Origin of the sequence: Bacillus tianshenii (assembly GCA_020524525.2) — a bacterium.
Classification (GTDB): Bacteria; Bacillota; Bacilli; order Bacillales; family Bacillaceae_N; genus Bacillus_AV.
On sequence record CP129018.1, the window covers coordinates 2,448,765 to 2,464,431 of the forward strand.

General features: G+C 44.4%; 14 protein-coding genes and 1 other annotated feature (1 of these 15 running past the window's edge). Of the genes, 2 read left to right on the forward strand and 12 right to left on the reverse strand.

Annotation, left to right across the window (positions count from 1 at the left end; translation table 11 throughout):
* Positions 1–23, reverse strand: a binding site (T-box leader); it reaches 233 nt to the left of the window's first position.
* A 169-nt stretch (positions 24–192) separates the two neighbouring features.
* A complete protein-coding gene (locus LC040_12495; protein WLR50098.1) occupies positions 193–381 on the forward strand; it encodes a hypothetical protein in 189 nt (62 codons plus the stop codon).
* Here LC040_12495 and ysxE read toward each other — a convergent pair.
* From ysxE to hemA, 8 genes are all read right to left on the reverse strand, one after another.
* The gene (ysxE, locus tag LC040_12500; GenBank protein WLR50099.1) at positions 362–1,381 is read right to left on the reverse strand and encodes a spore coat protein YsxE; all 1,020 of its coding nucleotides are present in this window, start codon (positions 1,379–1,381) and stop codon (positions 362–364) included. The two genes, LC040_12495 and ysxE, sit on opposite strands and share 20 nt — an antisense overlap.
* Before the next feature lie 139 nt (positions 1,382–1,520).
* On the reverse strand, positions 1,521–2,633 hold the full coding sequence (gene spoVID, locus LC040_12505; protein ID WLR50100.1) for a stage VI sporulation protein D: 1,113 nt from the start codon (positions 2,631–2,633) through the stop codon (positions 1,521–1,523).
* A 187-nt stretch (positions 2,634–2,820) separates the two neighbouring features.
* Positions 2,821–4,110, reverse strand: coding sequence for a glutamate-1-semialdehyde 2,1-aminomutase (hemL, locus tag LC040_12510; protein ID WLR50101.1), 1,290 nt, complete (start codon positions 4,108–4,110; stop codon positions 2,821–2,823).
* 25 nt (positions 4,111–4,135) lie between these two features.
* On the reverse strand, positions 4,136–5,119 hold the full coding sequence (gene hemB, locus LC040_12515) for a porphobilinogen synthase (GenBank protein ID WLR50102.1): 984 nt from the start codon (positions 5,117–5,119) through the stop codon (positions 4,136–4,138).
* A gap of 4 nt (positions 5,120–5,123) precedes the next feature.
* Positions 5,124–5,921, reverse strand: a complete 798-nt coding sequence (locus tag LC040_12520; GenBank protein ID WLR50103.1) for a uroporphyrinogen-III synthase — start codon at positions 5,919–5,921, stop codon at positions 5,124–5,126.
* The gene (gene hemC, locus LC040_12525) at positions 5,921–6,853 is read right to left on the reverse strand and encodes a hydroxymethylbilane synthase (GenBank protein ID WLR50104.1); all 933 of its coding nucleotides are present in this window, start codon (positions 6,851–6,853) and stop codon (positions 5,921–5,923) included. The genes LC040_12520 and hemC overlap by 1 nt, the downstream gene beginning before the upstream one ends.
* Before the next feature lie 28 nt (positions 6,854–6,881).
* Positions 6,882–7,706 carry a cytochrome c biogenesis protein gene (locus LC040_12530; protein WLR50105.1) on the reverse strand — a complete coding sequence of 275 codons (825 nt, stop codon included), beginning with the start codon at positions 7,704–7,706 and terminating at the stop codon, positions 6,882–6,884.
* Between the two features lie 89 nt (positions 7,707–7,795).
* Complete coding sequence (gene hemA, locus LC040_12535; protein ID WLR50106.1) at positions 7,796–9,166, reverse strand: glutamyl-tRNA reductase; 1,371 nt, start codon at positions 9,164–9,166, stop codon at positions 7,796–7,798.
* Positions 9,167–9,414: 248 nt separating this feature from the next.
* Here hemA and LC040_12540 point away from each other — a divergent pair, with 248 nt between their 5' ends.
* Positions 9,415–9,900: a DUF5668 domain-containing protein gene (locus tag LC040_12540; GenBank protein WLR50107.1), complete on the forward strand. Its 486-nt coding sequence runs from the start codon at positions 9,415–9,417 to the stop codon at positions 9,898–9,900.
* Here the strand turns inward: LC040_12540 and LC040_12545 are convergent.
* The 4 genes from LC040_12545 to lonB all read right to left on the reverse strand — a co-directional run bounded on the left by LC040_12545 (position 9,887) and on the right by lonB (position 15,498).
* The gene (locus LC040_12545; GenBank protein ID WLR50108.1) at positions 9,887–10,228 is read right to left on the reverse strand and encodes a hypothetical protein; all 342 of its coding nucleotides are present in this window, start codon (positions 10,226–10,228) and stop codon (positions 9,887–9,889) included. The two genes, LC040_12540 and LC040_12545, sit on opposite strands and share 14 nt — an antisense overlap.
* A 54-nt stretch (positions 10,229–10,282) precedes the next feature.
* Complete coding sequence (gene yihA / locus LC040_12550) at positions 10,283–10,864, reverse strand: ribosome biogenesis GTP-binding protein YihA/YsxC (GenBank protein ID WLR50109.1); 582 nt, start codon at positions 10,862–10,864, stop codon at positions 10,283–10,285.
* Positions 10,864–13,185: an endopeptidase La gene (gene lon / locus LC040_12555; GenBank protein WLR50110.1), complete on the reverse strand. Its 2,322-nt coding sequence runs from the start codon at positions 13,183–13,185 to the stop codon at positions 10,864–10,866. The genes yihA and lon overlap by 1 nt, the downstream gene beginning before the upstream one ends.
* A gap of 630 nt (positions 13,186–13,815) precedes the next feature.
* Complete coding sequence (gene lonB / locus LC040_12560; protein WLR50111.1) at positions 13,816–15,498, reverse strand: ATP-dependent protease LonB; 1,683 nt, start codon at positions 15,496–15,498, stop codon at positions 13,816–13,818.
* Positions 15,499–15,667: the final 169 nt, after the last annotated feature.

Consider the following 15,667-nt stretch of genomic DNA (forward strand, 5'->3'; position numbering starts at 1 on the left):
CTCTTCCCTGTCTGCGCATCTTAACATTATTTTAAAAAAAGTATTCATACAGTCCAATTTTACATAAATTCGAAATGAATCGTCAATAAGTTTCGTCAAAATTTGCATGTTTTAAACGTATAGGCACAATTATTGGGTGTATGGCATACATTATCATAACCACAAGTAGCACACAGAAAAGGAGGAAGATGAATGAGTCGTTTTTATCGTCATCGCTTACCGCCATGGCTTCGCCAATGTGTGATTGTCATTGAACAGATCACGCTTCCGCTGGCGGCATTTCAGCTGTTAAGAACATTATTTATTCCGACCACATTTGATATTTTGCTGTCCGGCTTTTTAATTTTTCTTTATGTTTGCTTTATGATGAAGTGGATTTAGGCGGTTCATTTGAAGCAGGTTTCTTTTCAAGTGTGTCAAACACAAAATGAGAAATATTTTGTTTTAACCAAACAGCCCGCTGAAGTCGCTTAACCTGCTTCAGCTCGTTTTTTTGTTCACGGTGAGCTTGGGCGAGCTGAATGTCATGCTCGATCACACGCATCGAGAGCAGTTCCCAGCTTAGCAGCAGCTTTTCTTCTTCTGACAGTGGAAATAAGCGCTGATACGTCTGCATTGCGGTCAGGATTGATTTTCGGCCGTATGGCATTTTATAAAATTGATGCTCAATCAAAAACTTCAAATCTAAAATCGGCGGGCCGATATATGCGCGTTCGAAGTTAAGTAAATAGGGCTTCTCATTACGGTGATAGACGAGATGCTCGAGTCGCAAGTTTCCGTGGCATAAGCATGTGCGCTCTTTCTCCTTCTCTTCTGTCTGCTCATACCACGCTTCGAGCTTTTGCTTGGCAACCTCATCGACCTTCATTAACTCGGTATAGTGAAGGCAATAATTCAGCTCATAAGGCGACATATACACTTGTCTCTCACAGTATTCCAAATACTTCTCCAGCTTCTGACGCCGCTCATCCCACTCTTTCAAACTATATTCATAAAACTGCTTACGTGCCTCTTGTGTAATTGTTTGCTGCTGTGTTGTGCGTTGATGCAGACTAGCTGTTGCTTTGAAAAGGTCCACCACCCGCTCGCGTGCACTTACTTCCTTCGTTTCAACCCACGGCATTAAATAATAATAGGATGTGCCGTCATAACTGAAATAGTGCTTATGCCGCGTCGGAATAATTGGCACAGCATGATGGATATTACTTTGCTGTAGCAGTAGCGATATTTGCGACAGATGATTTGCATGCATCGCGTCGCTTCCAAGTTTTTTGAGCGCATAGACACCGTCCCATGTATACAGCTTATAGAGCCGCCCTTGCTCCTCAATATAATGCGGCTTCAGCTTATACTGCCCAAGCACCGACTGTAACTCTTTCATCCAAACACCTCCTGTCTTTCAATAAAAGCCCCACACCTTCCTCTTTGAAACAGCCTCCCTACCTTTCAAAAAAGACAGTAGAAGCGAAAAATGCTCGCATCAACCACAATTGTGCCGATACGAGCATGTTTTCTATGTGTTATTCGATTCTGCCGGCGGCGGTTGGGATATAAAGAATTTGGCCTTGTTCGATTTCATTACTGCTTTCTAGCTTATTAACTCGTAAAATTTGGGTTACAGGTACTTCATAGTTATCAGCAATTTCATCGAGTGACTCACCCTCTTGAATAATTCGCATCTTCACCTTTGTGAAAGCTTCCCGCTCGTTTGTCAGCATTTTTGTTAAGTACAGGGCGTTGTCATCACGTGTATGTGTTTTCACATTTTCAACGCCTTTTTCTTCTTGCTCTTCAGCAGGCTCTTCGTAGACCGGCTCATTCAGTTCTTCTTCACGCTCTATCACTGGCTCCTCATAGGCTGGCTCTTGTGCAATTGGCTCAGCTTCTTCTTCGATTTCTTCGATTTCTTCTACGTCATCGTACGTTTCAGCTTCGCGGAAGACGGAGAGCTCTGTTTCTTCTGGACGAGCTTTTACTTCAATTTGCGGTTCGTCGCGTTCTGGCTCCTTTTCTTCTTCTTCCCAGTCGTCAGCTTCTTCCTCTTCCAATTCAGGCTCTTTGCGTACTTCCACTTCAAACGATGGCACTTCCTCTAAATCCTCTTCCTGCTCCTCTTGCTCGACCTCCTCAAGCTCTTCCTCTTCCATCACTGTTTCAGCTTCTTCATCCGTTTCGACTTCTTCTTCACGGTCTTCGTTTAAAATGCCGCTAATTTCAATATCAGCGCTCAGCTGTAAGCGGTTTGACTGGGGAAGCTCATAATCAAATGACTCAATCGATACATAGACATCATTTAAATCTGCAATCCGTTCAATTGGAATTGTGATATCAATTGGAAAACGATGCTCCATCGCATAGATGCCATCTTCTGTTTCGTTCACTTCATCGACGGTCCGGCCCATCGCCGTATCGCGGAATGAATCAATGGACGCGTCATTTTCAACTTCTTCAGCACCACGATATTCTGCTGAGAGAAGCAAGCTGCCGACAATTGAAACATACTTCGCATTTTCCTTAATTGAAATTTCTGGCTCTAACGCAATCGATACTAAATCATCTACCTCTTGACCTCTATGAAATCCAACTGATTCTTGTACATGAAAACGCAGGTTTGAAGAACGAACGTCTGCCAATGTACATCCTCCTTTCAGCTCTCACACATATTTCATTATCCACAGTAAACTCATTGTTGAGGGAATTTCATAAAAATAGCTATGACATTAAAGGTGTATGTGCGAAGGAAGAGTATTATGAAGAAATTTTTTGTGGAACGAAAAAGCCGCACGATCTTCGGCTTGAGATCGTACGGCTTGAAGTGACTTATTTTTTAATTTTCGCAAAGACGCGTTCTGCGGCTGCGATTGTGTATTCGATATCTTCATCTGTATGTTCTGTTGATAAGAACATGCCTTCAAATTGGGAAGGTGGCAGGAAGATGCCTTCTTCAATCATTTCACGATAATATGCTGCAAACATGTCTAAGTCTGATGAAGAAGCCGCTTCGAAATTGACGACATCTTTATCTGTAAAGAAGAAGCCGACCATCGAGCCTGCACGGTTAATCGAATGTGGAATACCGTGCTTCTTAGCTGCTTCGCTTAAGCCTTCTTCTAAGCGCATCGCTTTCTGTTCAAATTCTTCGTATTTAACAGGGGTCAGGCGTGACAGTGTTTCATAGCCTGCAGTCATTGCAAGCGGGTTACCTGAAAGTGTACCTGCTTGATAGATCGGTCCGTCTGGTGCAATGCGGCGCATAATTTCTTCTTTACCGCCGTATGCGCCGACTGGAAGGCCGCCACCGATTACTTTACCAAGACACGTTAAGTCAGGTGTGACATCGAAATAACCTTGTGCACAATTGTAACCTGTACGGAAGCCTGTCATAACTTCATCAAAAATTAATACAGTTCCGTTTTTCTCTGTTAGTTCACGAAGCTCTTCAAGGAAACCTGGCTGTGGTGGAACAACGCCCATGTTCCCAGCAACAGGCTCAACGATAACACCAGCAAGATCGTCACCAAATTCTTTGAATGCATAGCGTACGCTTTCAATATCATTGTATGGCACTGTAATCGTGTTCTTCGCAACTGATTCAGGGACACCAGGACTGTCTGGGAGACCAAGTGTCGCAACACCTGAGCCTGCTTTAATAAGAAGAGAATCGCCATGACCGTGATAGCAGCCTTCGAATTTCATAATGATATTACGTCCTGTGTAGCCGCGAGCAAGACGCAGTGCGCTCATTGTCGCTTCTGTCCCAGAGTTCACCATTCGAACAACCTCGATTGATGGAACACGCTCAATGACAAGCTCAGCAAGCTTGTTCTCAATCTCAGTTGAAGCACCGAAGCTTGTCCCTTTTTCCGTAACTTTCTTCAATTGCTCAACAACTTCATCATGGGCATGACCTAAAATAAGCGGACCCCATGAAAGAACGTAATCAAGATACTCGTTTCCGTCAACGTCATAGATCTTTGAACCTTTGCCGTGGTCCATGAAGATTGGGTCCATGTTTACGGATTTGAATGCACGCACAGGGCTGTTTACACCGCCTGGCATGAGCTTTGTTGCTGATTTGTAATGTGCTTTTGATTTATCAAAACTGCGCATGTGGAACTCCCCTTATCGCAATGTTTTACTTACCTTCATTCAACCATTTCGCTGCATCTTTTGCAAAATACGTAATAATCAAGTCTGCGCCAGCACGCTTCATCGCTGTTAACTTCTCAAGGACAACTGCTTTTTCATCAAGCCAGCCGTTTTGGGCAGCTGCTTTAATCATCGCATATTCGCCGCTCACATTATAGGCAACCATCGGCGCGTTGAAGCGGTCTTTCACTTCACGGATGATATCTAAGTACGCAAGCGCCGGCTTGACCATTAAGAAATCTGCACCTTCTTCAAGGTCAGATTGTGCTTCACGAAGTGCTTCAAGGCGGTTTGCTGGGTTCATTTGATATGTTTTACGATCACCAAATTGCGGCGTGCTGTCCGCTGCATCACGGAACGGGCCGTAGAATGCAGAAGAATATTTCACTGCATATGACATAATTGGAATGTGTGTATATCCTGCTTCATCTAAGCCTTTACGAATCGCGGCTACGAAGCCATCCATCATGTTTGAAGGAGCAATAATATCTGCTCCCGCTTCCGCCTGGCTTACAGCTGTCTTTGCAAGCAGTTCAAGTGACGGGTCATTTTCAACATCACCATTTGAAATGACACCACAATGGCCGTGGTCTGTGAATTCACAAAGGCATGTATCTGCAATGACAAGCAGCTCAGGGAAATGCTGTTTAATTTGTGTAATCGCCTTTTGCACAATACCATGCGAATGATATGCTTCAGAGCCGACATCATCTTTATCATGCGGAATGCCGAATAGGACAACCGCTGGGATGCCTAAGCTTTGAACTTCTTCAATTTCCTCATTCAAACGGTCCAGTGACAATTGGAAGACGCCTGGCATCGACGGAACTTCCTTACGAATGCCCACACCTTCTGCCACGAATAATGGATAAATTAAATCTTCTGTATGTAAATGTGTTTCTTGTACCATCGCACGCATCGTTTTCGATGAACGAAGGCGACGATGACGCTTGAATTGTAGGTCTTTCATGCTTTTAAAACCTCCCTGAGTTAAAAAACGTTGCAATCGTATGTAGCAGCCCTTCAATCGTGTATTCCTCTGCAGTCAGAATGTTCGGGTAATGGTACTTCTCCGCTTCTTGGGCAGTAATTGGACCGATGCAGGCAACTGGCAGGCGGGCAATCGCATCGTGCCATGCCTCTCCGTCTAAGAGCTCAGCAAAGTGTCTGACGGTTGAAGGGCTTGTAAACGTAATCACATCAACTTGATGCTGAAAAATAATTTCCTTCAGATGCGCTTTCGCTGCATCATTGCGGGCTGTGCGGTAGATGACAACATCATCCACGTTACAATTTATTCCCTTTAACTGCTCTGGTAAGTCCATTCTCGCAAGATTTCCGCGTGCAAGCAACAAATTTGTTCCAGCCGCTAATGAAGGGGCTAGTTCATCAAACAGCACATCAGCCGTGTATTCGGTTGGGACGAAATCCACCGCAATGTGCTGAGCTTCAAGGGCACGCAATGTTTTCTTGCCAACTGCTGCCACTTTCGGAAGACTGTTCTTCCAGGTTGGAGCGGCATACCTTTCTGCATAGTGGACGAAAGCATCGACGCCGTTTGAGCTCGTTAACACAAGCCAATCATAATCACTAAGCGCAGTCAGGACCGCTTCTATCGGTGCTTCATCATGCGGAGGTGCAATCGTGATGAGCGGGACATTGACCGGAATGCCGCCATATTGCTCAATCTGCTTGGCGAAAGACTCGACTTGATGGGCAGCTCTCGTCACAAGCAAACGGACACCTTGAAGCTCAGTCAAGGTGTTCGTCATTACTGGTCGAGCTCCTCTTTCACTTGATCGAGAATTTCTTGTGCACCGCGCTCTTTCAAGCGTCTTGCCGCTTCTTCACCAAGCTGGACAGGGTCTGTTCCATATAGGTCTTCACGCAGTACGGTCTTTCCGTCTGGTGTTGCCACAAGTGCTGTTAGCTTAATTTCGTTTTCATCCGTAAAGATTGCGTAGCCTGCAACAGGTACTTGGCAGCTTCCTTCCATTTGGTAAAGAAATGCACGCTCAGCAGTTACGGTTGCTTCGACTGTTTTATCCGTCAGCTTCGCAAGGGCGTCCAATAATTCCTTGTCGTCTTCACGGCACTCAATCGCAAGCGCACCTTGACCGACAGCAGGAACACTAATATCCGCATCAAGGAATTCTGTTACAACATTATCAGACCAGCCCATACGTGCTAACCCTGCAGCTGCTAAAATAATTGCATCAAATTCTTCTGTTTCAAGCTTTGATAAACGTGTGTCAATGTTTCCGCGAATCCATTTGATTTCAAGGTCAGGGCGTGCTGCTAAAATTTGCGCACCACGGCGCAGACTACTTGTTCCGACTACTGAACCTGCTGGAAGATCAGCTAATTTCACATGATCCTTGGAAATGAACGCATCACGGTGGTCCTCACGCTCAGGAATACAACCGATAACAAATCCTTCAGGCAGCTTTGAAGGCATATCTTTCATGCTGTGAACAGCCATGTCGATTTCTTTGTTTTCCATTGCCTGTTCGATTTCTTTTACGAATAAGCCTTTTCCGCCTACTTTGGAAAGTGTGACGTTTAAGATTTGGTCACCTTTTGTCACGATTTTCTTTACTTCAAATTCAAATGGCAGGCCTGCTTCTTTCATTTTGTTAATGAACCAGTCTGTTTGTGTAAGAGCTAAATTACTTTTTCTTGAACCGATGACAATTTTTCGCATGAGAAACCCTCCGTCTTATGTCTATGATTTATACCCAAAAATGAAAATTTGAAAGTGTGCCAAATAGGAAGAAATTCGACAGCAGTACGAGGAAAGCGCCGATATTCCAATAAGCAAGCACTTTTCCTTGAAATCCTTTTCCTACTCGCAAGTAAAGATAGGTGCTGTAAGCAAGCAGGACTAAGAATGAGCCAAGCACCTTTGCGTCATACCAATGAAATGGGTCGAGGCTGATGTATGCCCATACGATTCCTAAGATTAATGAGACAAGCAACAGCGGCACACCGATCATGCTTAAGCTAAACGACATCTTCTCCAGCGTTGAAAGGTTACCGAGCCGTCTTAACCTTGTGCCCCATTTCTTCTTCTTAATTAACGTATATTGCAGCTGATACATCGCCGAGAAAATGAACGAAAGAGAGAATGCACCGTAAGACAACAATGCAATCGTAATGTGAATCACTAACAACTCAGACACTAATTGTTCTGACAAAATATCTGATTTATATTCCACTGGTGCAAACAAATGCAATGCCATAATAATGAAACCGAGTACATTTGTAAAGAAAACAAAAAAATCCACTCGAAAAATGCGGTTAATGACGAGTGAAAATGTGACAAGCACCCATGTATAAAAGTAAAGCCCCTCCGCCATGTTCAAAATCGGAAAGCGCCACATTTCGATCATACGGGAAGCTAGAAATGTTGTTTGCAAACCCCAAACAATAGAAAGCAACCAGAAGGCGTACTTATTTGCCTTCCGGTTGTTTTGCAAGAAATCAATGAAATATCCAAGCACACTTAAGGCATACAGGATAATTGTAATATCGTAAATCCAGCCAAACGTAAACATATACCTAATCCTCTCTTAGGATTGTCAGACTGCCGGTCTCCGTGTCCATTCAGCCTGCCTAAGCTTCTCTATTGCTACAAGCTCTAATTTTAGGATTGTTTCGATGTCTGGTGCGCTAACGTCCATCTCTTTTCCTTTTCAATTGGTACGACTACTTTGTTTTGAGCTTTCTGTAACTCAATCTCTTGCTGGACTTGTTCTTCTAAATCAAAGATTTTCATAAATAGCTTTAATGATTCTTCAGCTTCAGGCTCTGCTGCAAGCTCTTTGACGCGTGTAATCGGCTCGCGCAGCAATTGATTAATGATGCTCTTCGTATGCTTGTTAAGCACCTTTTTCTCACGGTCTGTTAAGTTCGGCATCTTGCGTTCGATGCTTTCCATCGTTTCTGCTTGAACGGAAAGTGCACGCTTGCGCAGTGATGAAATAATCGGCACAACGCCAAGTGTATCCATCCATTGTTGGAAGGCGATGATGTCCGCTTCAATCATCAAGCCGATTTGCTCAGCAGCCTGCTTGCGCTCAGCTAAGTTTGCTTCAACAATGCCTTCAAGATCATCAATATCATATAAGAAGACACCTTCAAGGTCATCAAGGGCAGGATCTAAATCACGCGGTACGGCAATGTCCATCATGAACAGTGGACGGCCTTTGCGTTTTTTGTCAATATTTTTCATCATATCCTTCGTAATGACATACCCCTTTTTGCCTGTGGAGCTGATGAGAATATCGCCTTCTAGTAAAGCCTTTTCAAGATTATCAAATGAGTAAGCTTGTCCGGAGAAACGCATCGCTAATTCCGTTGCTTTCTCGATCGTACGGTTGATGACAGTAATTTTCGCAGCACCGCTTCCGTGCAAGTTTTTCGCTGCTAGTTCACCCATCTTACCTGCGCCGACGATGACAACATGCTTATCTTCTAGACTTCCAAAAATCTTCTTTGCCAGCTCAACTGCTGCATAGCTGACCGAAACTGCATTTTCACCGATCTCTGTTTCTGAATGGCCGCGCTTTGCAAGTGTAACAGCTTGCTTGAAAAGCTGGTTAAACAGCGTGCCTGTCGTTTGTTCTGCTTGCGCAAGAAGAAACGCATCACGAACTTGCCCAAGGATTTGGGTTTCCCCAAGCACCATTGAGTCTAAGCCACACGCAACACGGAACAAATGCTCCACTGCATGCTCATTTTCATATATTTTTAAATAAGGAGAAAACTCCTCAATTTCGAGTCCGAACCATTCTGCTAAAAATGCTTTTGTATAGTAACGCCCTGTATGAAGCTGATCAGCCACGACATAAAGCTCTGTACGGTTACAAGTCGAGATAATAACATTCTCAAGAATGCTTTTCTGCTGACGAAGCGTTTGGTGCGCTTCTGATAAGCTTGCCTCGTTAAAAGTAAGCTTTTCGCGTATTTCAACAGGGGCCGTTTTATAATTTAAGCCAACAACAAGAATGTGCATCTTTCATACACCCCCACAAAAAAATCGCCAATCCGAAAATTCAACTATACATAATAATAACATACCCTGTTCGCTTACTTGTTAAAAAGTGTGAACAGAATATGACAACCTTCCCCCACCACAAAATAAATGTTTTCCAATAAATTATGCAGGAGAAATGCGACGTTTGTCATATACCTACCTTTAATCATACCAAACTAAAAACGTACGAATCAAGTACCTTTCGGGTGAAGGAGTGAGGCAATCGAATGAAAAAATATGGAATCCTGCCAGGCACGATCTTAATTGGTACAGGTTTGTATTTTTTTCTTTATCGAATGGATACGTTTCAAAATGGGCAGCAATTTTTCTCTTGGCCGACATTTTTGTTAATTATCGGCTTTGCTTTTCTACTTCAAGCATACATAGGAAAGGACCCTGCGAGTATTTTTTCCGGTGTGATGTTCACTGGTATTGGCGTTCACTTTCACGGACAGAACATGTTTGAGGCATGGCCTGTGCATTGGGGCGTGTACACCCTGCTCCTCGGCATCGCGTTCTTACTGCAGCACCAAAAGATGAAACGCGGCATCCTTCCAGGCATCCTCTTTCTCTTAATCTCGGTGATTGGCATCTTTGACACTGAAACGACGCAAGTAGTCAACCAAACAGGCGTCCTTGGCAAATGGTTCATGACCCTCTGGCCTGCCGCACTGATTGCGATTGGATTTTATTTATTGTTTATGAAGAAGTAGGCGGCTTCCTCTTCTTTGCGAGTTTCATTGCAATGAACTGCGGGATAAGATTTAACAAGGTAACCACGATCAATAATTGGTTCGGAGACAACGGCTTAAAATAACCGCCCCAACGTGGATCTCCAGTCATCCTGCTAATGAAAAAAGAAGAAATCAAGGCAGATGCCACATTCCCAGCGAGTATGACTGTTGTTCTGCCATTGAGAGCGAGAAGCGATGTTGTGATAATCATAATTAGGTACCCAATCATTGAACGATTTGCGAAGTCTTGATACATCGCAAAATAGACAAACGGAAAACAGTATACTGCAATGAGGAATTTCCTCATCAGTTTTTCTCTCCTCCTCATGCAAAAAGCCGGCGCTCTGCCGGCTTTTTTTGCTTATAACCTTGATTGAATGGCCTTCCACACTTCATCTTTCCCTTGTCCTGTTTGAGAGGAGAAGAGGATAAGGTCGTCATCTGGTTCCATTTCTAAAGTTTGTTTGACGATTTTCAAGTGCTTCTGGATTTGACTTTTCTTCACTTTATCCGCTTTTGTAGCAGCAACGATAACTGGAATCTCGTAATGCTTGAGAAAGTCGTACATGACGATGTCATCGTTGGATGGCGGATGTCGCAGGTCAACGATTTGAACGACGACCCGCAAACGCTCTGACGATGTAAAATAAATCTCCATCATCTTGCCCCATGTTTCGCGTTCCTTCTTGGAAACCTTCGCGAATCCGTAGCCAGGGACATCAACGAAATAGAGCATCTCGTTAATTAAAAAATAGTTTAATGTTTGCGTCTTACCTGGCTTGGAGGAAATACGGGCTAAGTTTTTGCGGTTCGTCAGCTTATTGATAAGCGACGACTTGCCGACATTAGAGCGGCCCGCTAGTGCGACTTCCGGATAATCCTCTTCAGGATAATGCTCTGGATAGACCGCACTCTTAATAAATTCAGACTTTGTTACTTTCATTACTTTTCACCTGCTAATGCATGTTTCAATACGTCATCTAGATGTGAAACAAGAATGTAATTTAAATCTTTACGCACACTTTCTGGAACATCTTCTAAGTCCTTCTCGTTCTCTTTCGGAATAATGATATCACGTAAGCCTGCTCGGTGTGCACTTAATGATTTTTCTTTTAAGCCGCCGATTGGCAGAACTCGACCTCTTAAGGTGATTTCACCTGTCATGCCGACTTCCTTGCGAACAGGTCGCTTCGTGAGCGCTGAAATAAGCGCTGTTGCAATCGTAATCCCTGCTGATGGACCATCTTTCGGAACGGCACCTTCTGGAACGTGGATGTGGATGTCATTTTTCTCAACGAAATCTGGATCGATTTCAAGCTCATCCGCACGTGAGCGAATATAACTGAAGGCTGCTTGTGCCGATTCCTTCATAACATCACCAAGCTTACCAGTCAGCGTCAGCTTACCTTTACCAGGATATAACGATACTTCAATCGAAAGCGTATCACCGCCTGCTGAGGTATATGCCAGGCCAGTTGCGGCACCAACTTGGTCTTCGATTTCAGCGCGGCCATAACGGAATGTCGGCTTGCCTAAGTAATCTTCTAAGTTGTTTTCGGTGAAGACAACACGTTTGCGCTCTTCGGAAACGATAATTTTCGCTGCTTTGCGGCACAGCTTAGCAATTTGTCGCTCTAGACTGCGGACGCCTGCTTCGCGTGTATAGCGGCGAATCAGCTTCAATAACGCATCATCACGGATTTGGATTTTTCCTTTTTCAAGACCGTGATCTTTCACTTGCTTCGGCAGTAAGTGATCGCGGGCGATATGCATTTTTTCAATTTCCGTATAGCCTGCGATTGTGATGATTTCCATCCGGTCAAGCAGTGGCGCTGGAATTGTACCGATATTGTTGGCTGTTGCGATGAACATGACGCTTGATAGATCAAATGTTTCATCAATGTAATGATCACTAAACGTCGAGTTCTGCTCTGGGTCTAACACTTCAAGCATTGCAGAAGACGGATCACCACGGAAGTCGCTTGACATCTTATCAATTTCATCCATCAGGAAGACAGGGTTATTCGTGCCCGCTTTCTTCATGCCTTGGATGATACGACCTGGCATCGCCCCGACATAGGTGCGGCGATGACCGCGGATTTCTGCTTCATCACGAACGCCACCTAATGAAATGCGGACGAAATTACGGTTCAATGAGCGTGCAATTGAACGGGCCAGCGATGTTTTCCCGACACCTGGAGGCCCTGCAAGACATAGAATCGGACCTTTCAGTGAATTCGTCAGCTGCTGAACAGCTAAATATTCAAGAACACGTTCTTTTACTTTCTCAAGGCCGTAATGGTCTTCGTCAAGTACATTTTCGGCGTTCTTAATGTTTAAGTTGTCTGTTGTTTCTTCATTCCACGGAAGGACTAATAACCAATCAATATAATTGCGAATAACAGAGCTTTCCGCGGAGCTTGCTGGGACTTTCTCGTAACGGTCTAATTCTTTGAATGCCGCTTCTTCTACCTTTTCAGGCATTTGTTTCTCTTCAATTTTCTTCTTCAGCTCGGCAACTTCACCTGTTTTGCCGTCTTTGTCACCAAGCTCTTTTTGAATGGCCTTCATTTGTTCGCGAAGGTAGTATTCTTTTTGTGTACGTTCCATTGAACGCTTCACACGTTTGCTAATTTTCTTCTCAAGGTTTAAAACTTCTTTTTCATTATTAATAATCGAGATTAAGCTTTTGAGACGTTCCTGCACGTTGAAAATCTCGAGAATCTCTTGCTTTTCTTTTATTTTCAATGATAGATGTGATGCAATTAAATCTGCCATTCTGCCTGCATCATCAATATCTGCGACTGAAGCGAAGGTTTCAGCTGAGATCTTCTTCGATAGCTTTATGTATTGCTCGAACTGGTCCAACAATGTGCGAGTGAGTGCTTCTTCTTCGACATCGTCTTCTCTTTCTTCTTCGATTTTTTCAACTTGTACTTCATATAGATCGTCTTCATTTGTATATTCGATGACGCGCGCCCGGTCTAATCCTTCTACTAGTACACGGATTGTACCGTTCGGCAGCTTCAGCATTTGTTTTACTTTCGCAAGCGTACCTACTTCGTAAATGTCCTCTTTGCTTGGCTCGTTAACCCCAACTTCCTTCTGAGTTACGAGGAAGATAATGTGCTCGTCCACCATTGCCTTTTCCAATGCTTGAACAGACTTATCGCGTCCGACATCTAAGTGCAATACCATAGATGGGTACACAAGCAGCCCACGAAGCGGCAGAAGCGGGACTTGCATCTGCGTCTTGTTTGCCATGAAAAACTACACCTCCAAAGTCTAAAACGGACCAAAAACTATTTAAACCTTTGTACAATTCTATCTTATTACTTCTCCGTTTGTCTATTAGTAAGGATACCAGAAGTGCCTGCTGGATAGGAAGAATTCACTAAAAAACATTTGAATTGCACATAAAGGCGCTCCCATGCCAGCGAATCCTTCAATTAAAGCGGTGTGAGCGGAACATCCTCTTTCATGAGGCTGAACTTTCTCTTAGTGAACGCTCCTATTACGGATAAGTCGATCCACTAGGCCTGGAGCTCCGCCCTTTTTCCCTTCATCGAACAACATCCGTGCACCTTCAATTAAAGTGGTGTGAGCGGAACATCTTCTTTCATGAGACTGGGTTTTCACTCAGTGAAATCTCCTGATACGGGTAAGTCGATCCATTTGGTGTGGAGCTCCGCCCTTTTTCCCTTCATCCGAATAACCTCCGTGCACCTTCAATTAAAGCGGTGCGAGCGGAACATCCTCTTTCATGGGGCTGCGCTTTCTCTTAGTGAACGCTCCTATTACGGATAAGCCGATCCACTAGGCGTGGAGCTCCGCCCTTTTTCCAAAAAACAGAGAAAACTTGGCTTATACAAACCAAGTCTTCGTATGACGTTTTTACAGTGATTGTGACGGCGGGAATGTTGTGCCTGTAGCCGGGAGAATGTCTTCGCCTTCTTTGACTTCTTTAACTTCTTCTGTCAGTGCGGCTTGGAAGACGTCACTTAAGTGGGTGACGGATTTGATCTCGATGTTCTTAATGTCACCAAACATCTGTTGGTAGTTGTCTTTCGGGATGATGACCATTTCTGCACCTGCCTGCAGAGCTGCTTTAATCTTAGCTGGAACACCGCCAACTGGCTTGACGTTGCCATGAATACTGATTTCGCCTGTCATCGCGACTGTATGTTTAACAGGAACTTGATAAATGGCGGAGTAAACGCCTGTTGCAATTGCAATACCGGCTGATGGACCGTCGACTGGAACGCCGCCAGGGAAATTAATATGAATATCATAATCGCGCTTAATGTAGCCCATTGATTTTAGAACGGTCATCACATTTTCAACGGAGCCTTTGACCATACTTTTGCGGCGGATTGATTTTGCGCGGTCGCCGATGCTTTCTTCCTCCACAATGCCTGTGATTGTGATTTTTCCTTCTTTGAAAGCTGGGATAGCTGTCACTTCAAGCTCAAGCAGTGCGCCTGTATTCGGGCCCGAAACTGCTAAGCCGTTAACAAGACCTGGCTTTGCTTCTTCGTGAATCATTTTCTCCCAGCGTGGAGTTAATTGGCTTGATTGGATGACCCATTCGAGGTCCTTCTCTATGATCTCTTCCCTTTTTTCATTGATTGCCAAACCACCTGCGATTTGCATTAAGTTGACTGCTTCCCGCCCATTTGTTGCATATTTGGCAAGCAGGTTCAAGCTGTCTTCTGTAATCGACAGCCCAATCCTCTTAACAGAGCGGCGGGCAATTTGTTTCACCTCGTCACGCTCTAGGGAACGGAAGAACACTTCTAAGCAACGGGAACGAATCGCTGGTGGAATCTCATCAGGTGTGCGTGTTGTCGCACCAACCATGCGAAAATCAGCCGGCAGACCATTTTGAAAAATATCGTGAATGTGGGACGGGATTTGCGTATTTTCTTCGTTATAATACGCACTTTCTAGGAAAACCTTTCTATCTTCAAGCACCTTGAGCATCTTGTTCATCTGAATCGGATGAAGCTCTCCAATCTCATCGATAAAGAGCACTCCGCCATGCGCATGGGTGACAGCACCTTGCTTCGGCTGCGGGATACCAGCCTGCCCCATCGCACCAGCGCCTTGATAAATCGGATCATGTACAGAACCGATAAGCGGGTCGGCAATTCCGCGTTCATCAAATCGTGCTGTCGTGGCATCAAGCTCCACAAACACAGCGTCATTTTTAAAAGGTGAGCGTGCATTTTTCTTTGCTTCTTCTAAGACAAGGCGTGCTGCGGCTGTTTTTCCGACCCCTCGGGGACCGTAGATGATAACGTGCTGTGGGTTTGGTCCGCACAGCGCCGCTTTCAATGTGCGAATGCCGTCCTCTTGGCCGACAATGTCAGCAAATGATTTAGGACGTACCTTTTCAGCGAGCGGCTCGGTTAAGGAGATCGCCCGCATCTTCCGCAGCTGCTCCATTTCTTTGCGTGATTCTTTATCAATCGAAACCTTCTGTGTACGCTGATTGCGTAATAAATTCCAGAAATACAGCCCAATAACAATTCCAAAAAACAGCTGCACCACAAGTGCAATTTGTGTCCACTCCATAACAAACCTCCTGCAATATGTACTCGTTACATCCTATTATCTCCCCGACTTGCCATAGATAAACAGGAACAGAAGGAATGAACCTTGGAAAAATCATACTGCACTTAAGCACAAAAAAACGGAGTCACCCCCTTGCTCTAAAGAGTAGAGCAAAAAGGAGTTAGACTCC

Excerpts from the sequence above, each read along its gene's own strand:
- LC040_12495 (WLR50098.1), top strand. The coding sequence starts at position 193 with ATGAGTCGTTTTTATCGTCATCGCTTACCGCCATGGCTTCGCCAATGT.
- ysxE (WLR50099.1), bottom strand. The coding sequence starts at position 1,381 with ATGAAAGAGTTACAGTCGGTGCTTGGGCAGTATAAGCTGAAGCCGCAT.
- hemL (WLR50101.1), bottom strand. The coding sequence starts at position 4,110 with ATGCGCAGTTTTGATAAATCAAAAGCACATTACAAATCAGCAACAAAG.
- hemB (WLR50102.1), bottom strand. The coding sequence starts at position 5,119 with ATGAAAGACCTACAATTCAAGCGTCATCGTCGCCTTCGTTCATCGAAA.
- LC040_12520 (WLR50103.1), bottom strand. The coding sequence starts at position 5,921 with ATGACGAACACCTTGACTGAGCTTCAAGGTGTCCGTTTGCTTGTGACG.
- hemC (WLR50104.1), bottom strand. The coding sequence starts at position 6,853 with ATGCGAAAAATTGTCATCGGTTCAAGAAAAAGTAATTTAGCTCTTACA.
- LC040_12530 (WLR50105.1), bottom strand. The coding sequence starts at position 7,706 with ATGTTTACGTTTGGCTGGATTTACGATATTACAATTATCCTGTATGCC.
- hemA (WLR50106.1), bottom strand. The coding sequence starts at position 9,166 with ATGCACATTCTTGTTGTTGGCTTAAATTATAAAACGGCCCCTGTTGAA.
- LC040_12540 (WLR50107.1), top strand. The coding sequence starts at position 9,415 with ATGAAAAAATATGGAATCCTGCCAGGCACGATCTTAATTGGTACAGGT.
- LC040_12545 (WLR50108.1), bottom strand. The coding sequence starts at position 10,228 with ATGAGGAAATTCCTCATTGCAGTATACTGTTTTCCGTTTGTCTATTTT.
- yihA (WLR50109.1), bottom strand. The coding sequence starts at position 10,864 with ATGAAAGTAACAAAGTCTGAATTTATTAAGAGTGCGGTCTATCCAGAG.
- lon (WLR50110.1), bottom strand. The coding sequence starts at position 13,185 with ATGGCAAACAAGACGCAGATGCAAGTCCCGCTTCTGCCGCTTCGTGGG.
- lonB (WLR50111.1), bottom strand. The coding sequence starts at position 15,498 with ATGGAGTGGACACAAATTGCACTTGTGGTGCAGCTGTTTTTTGGAATT.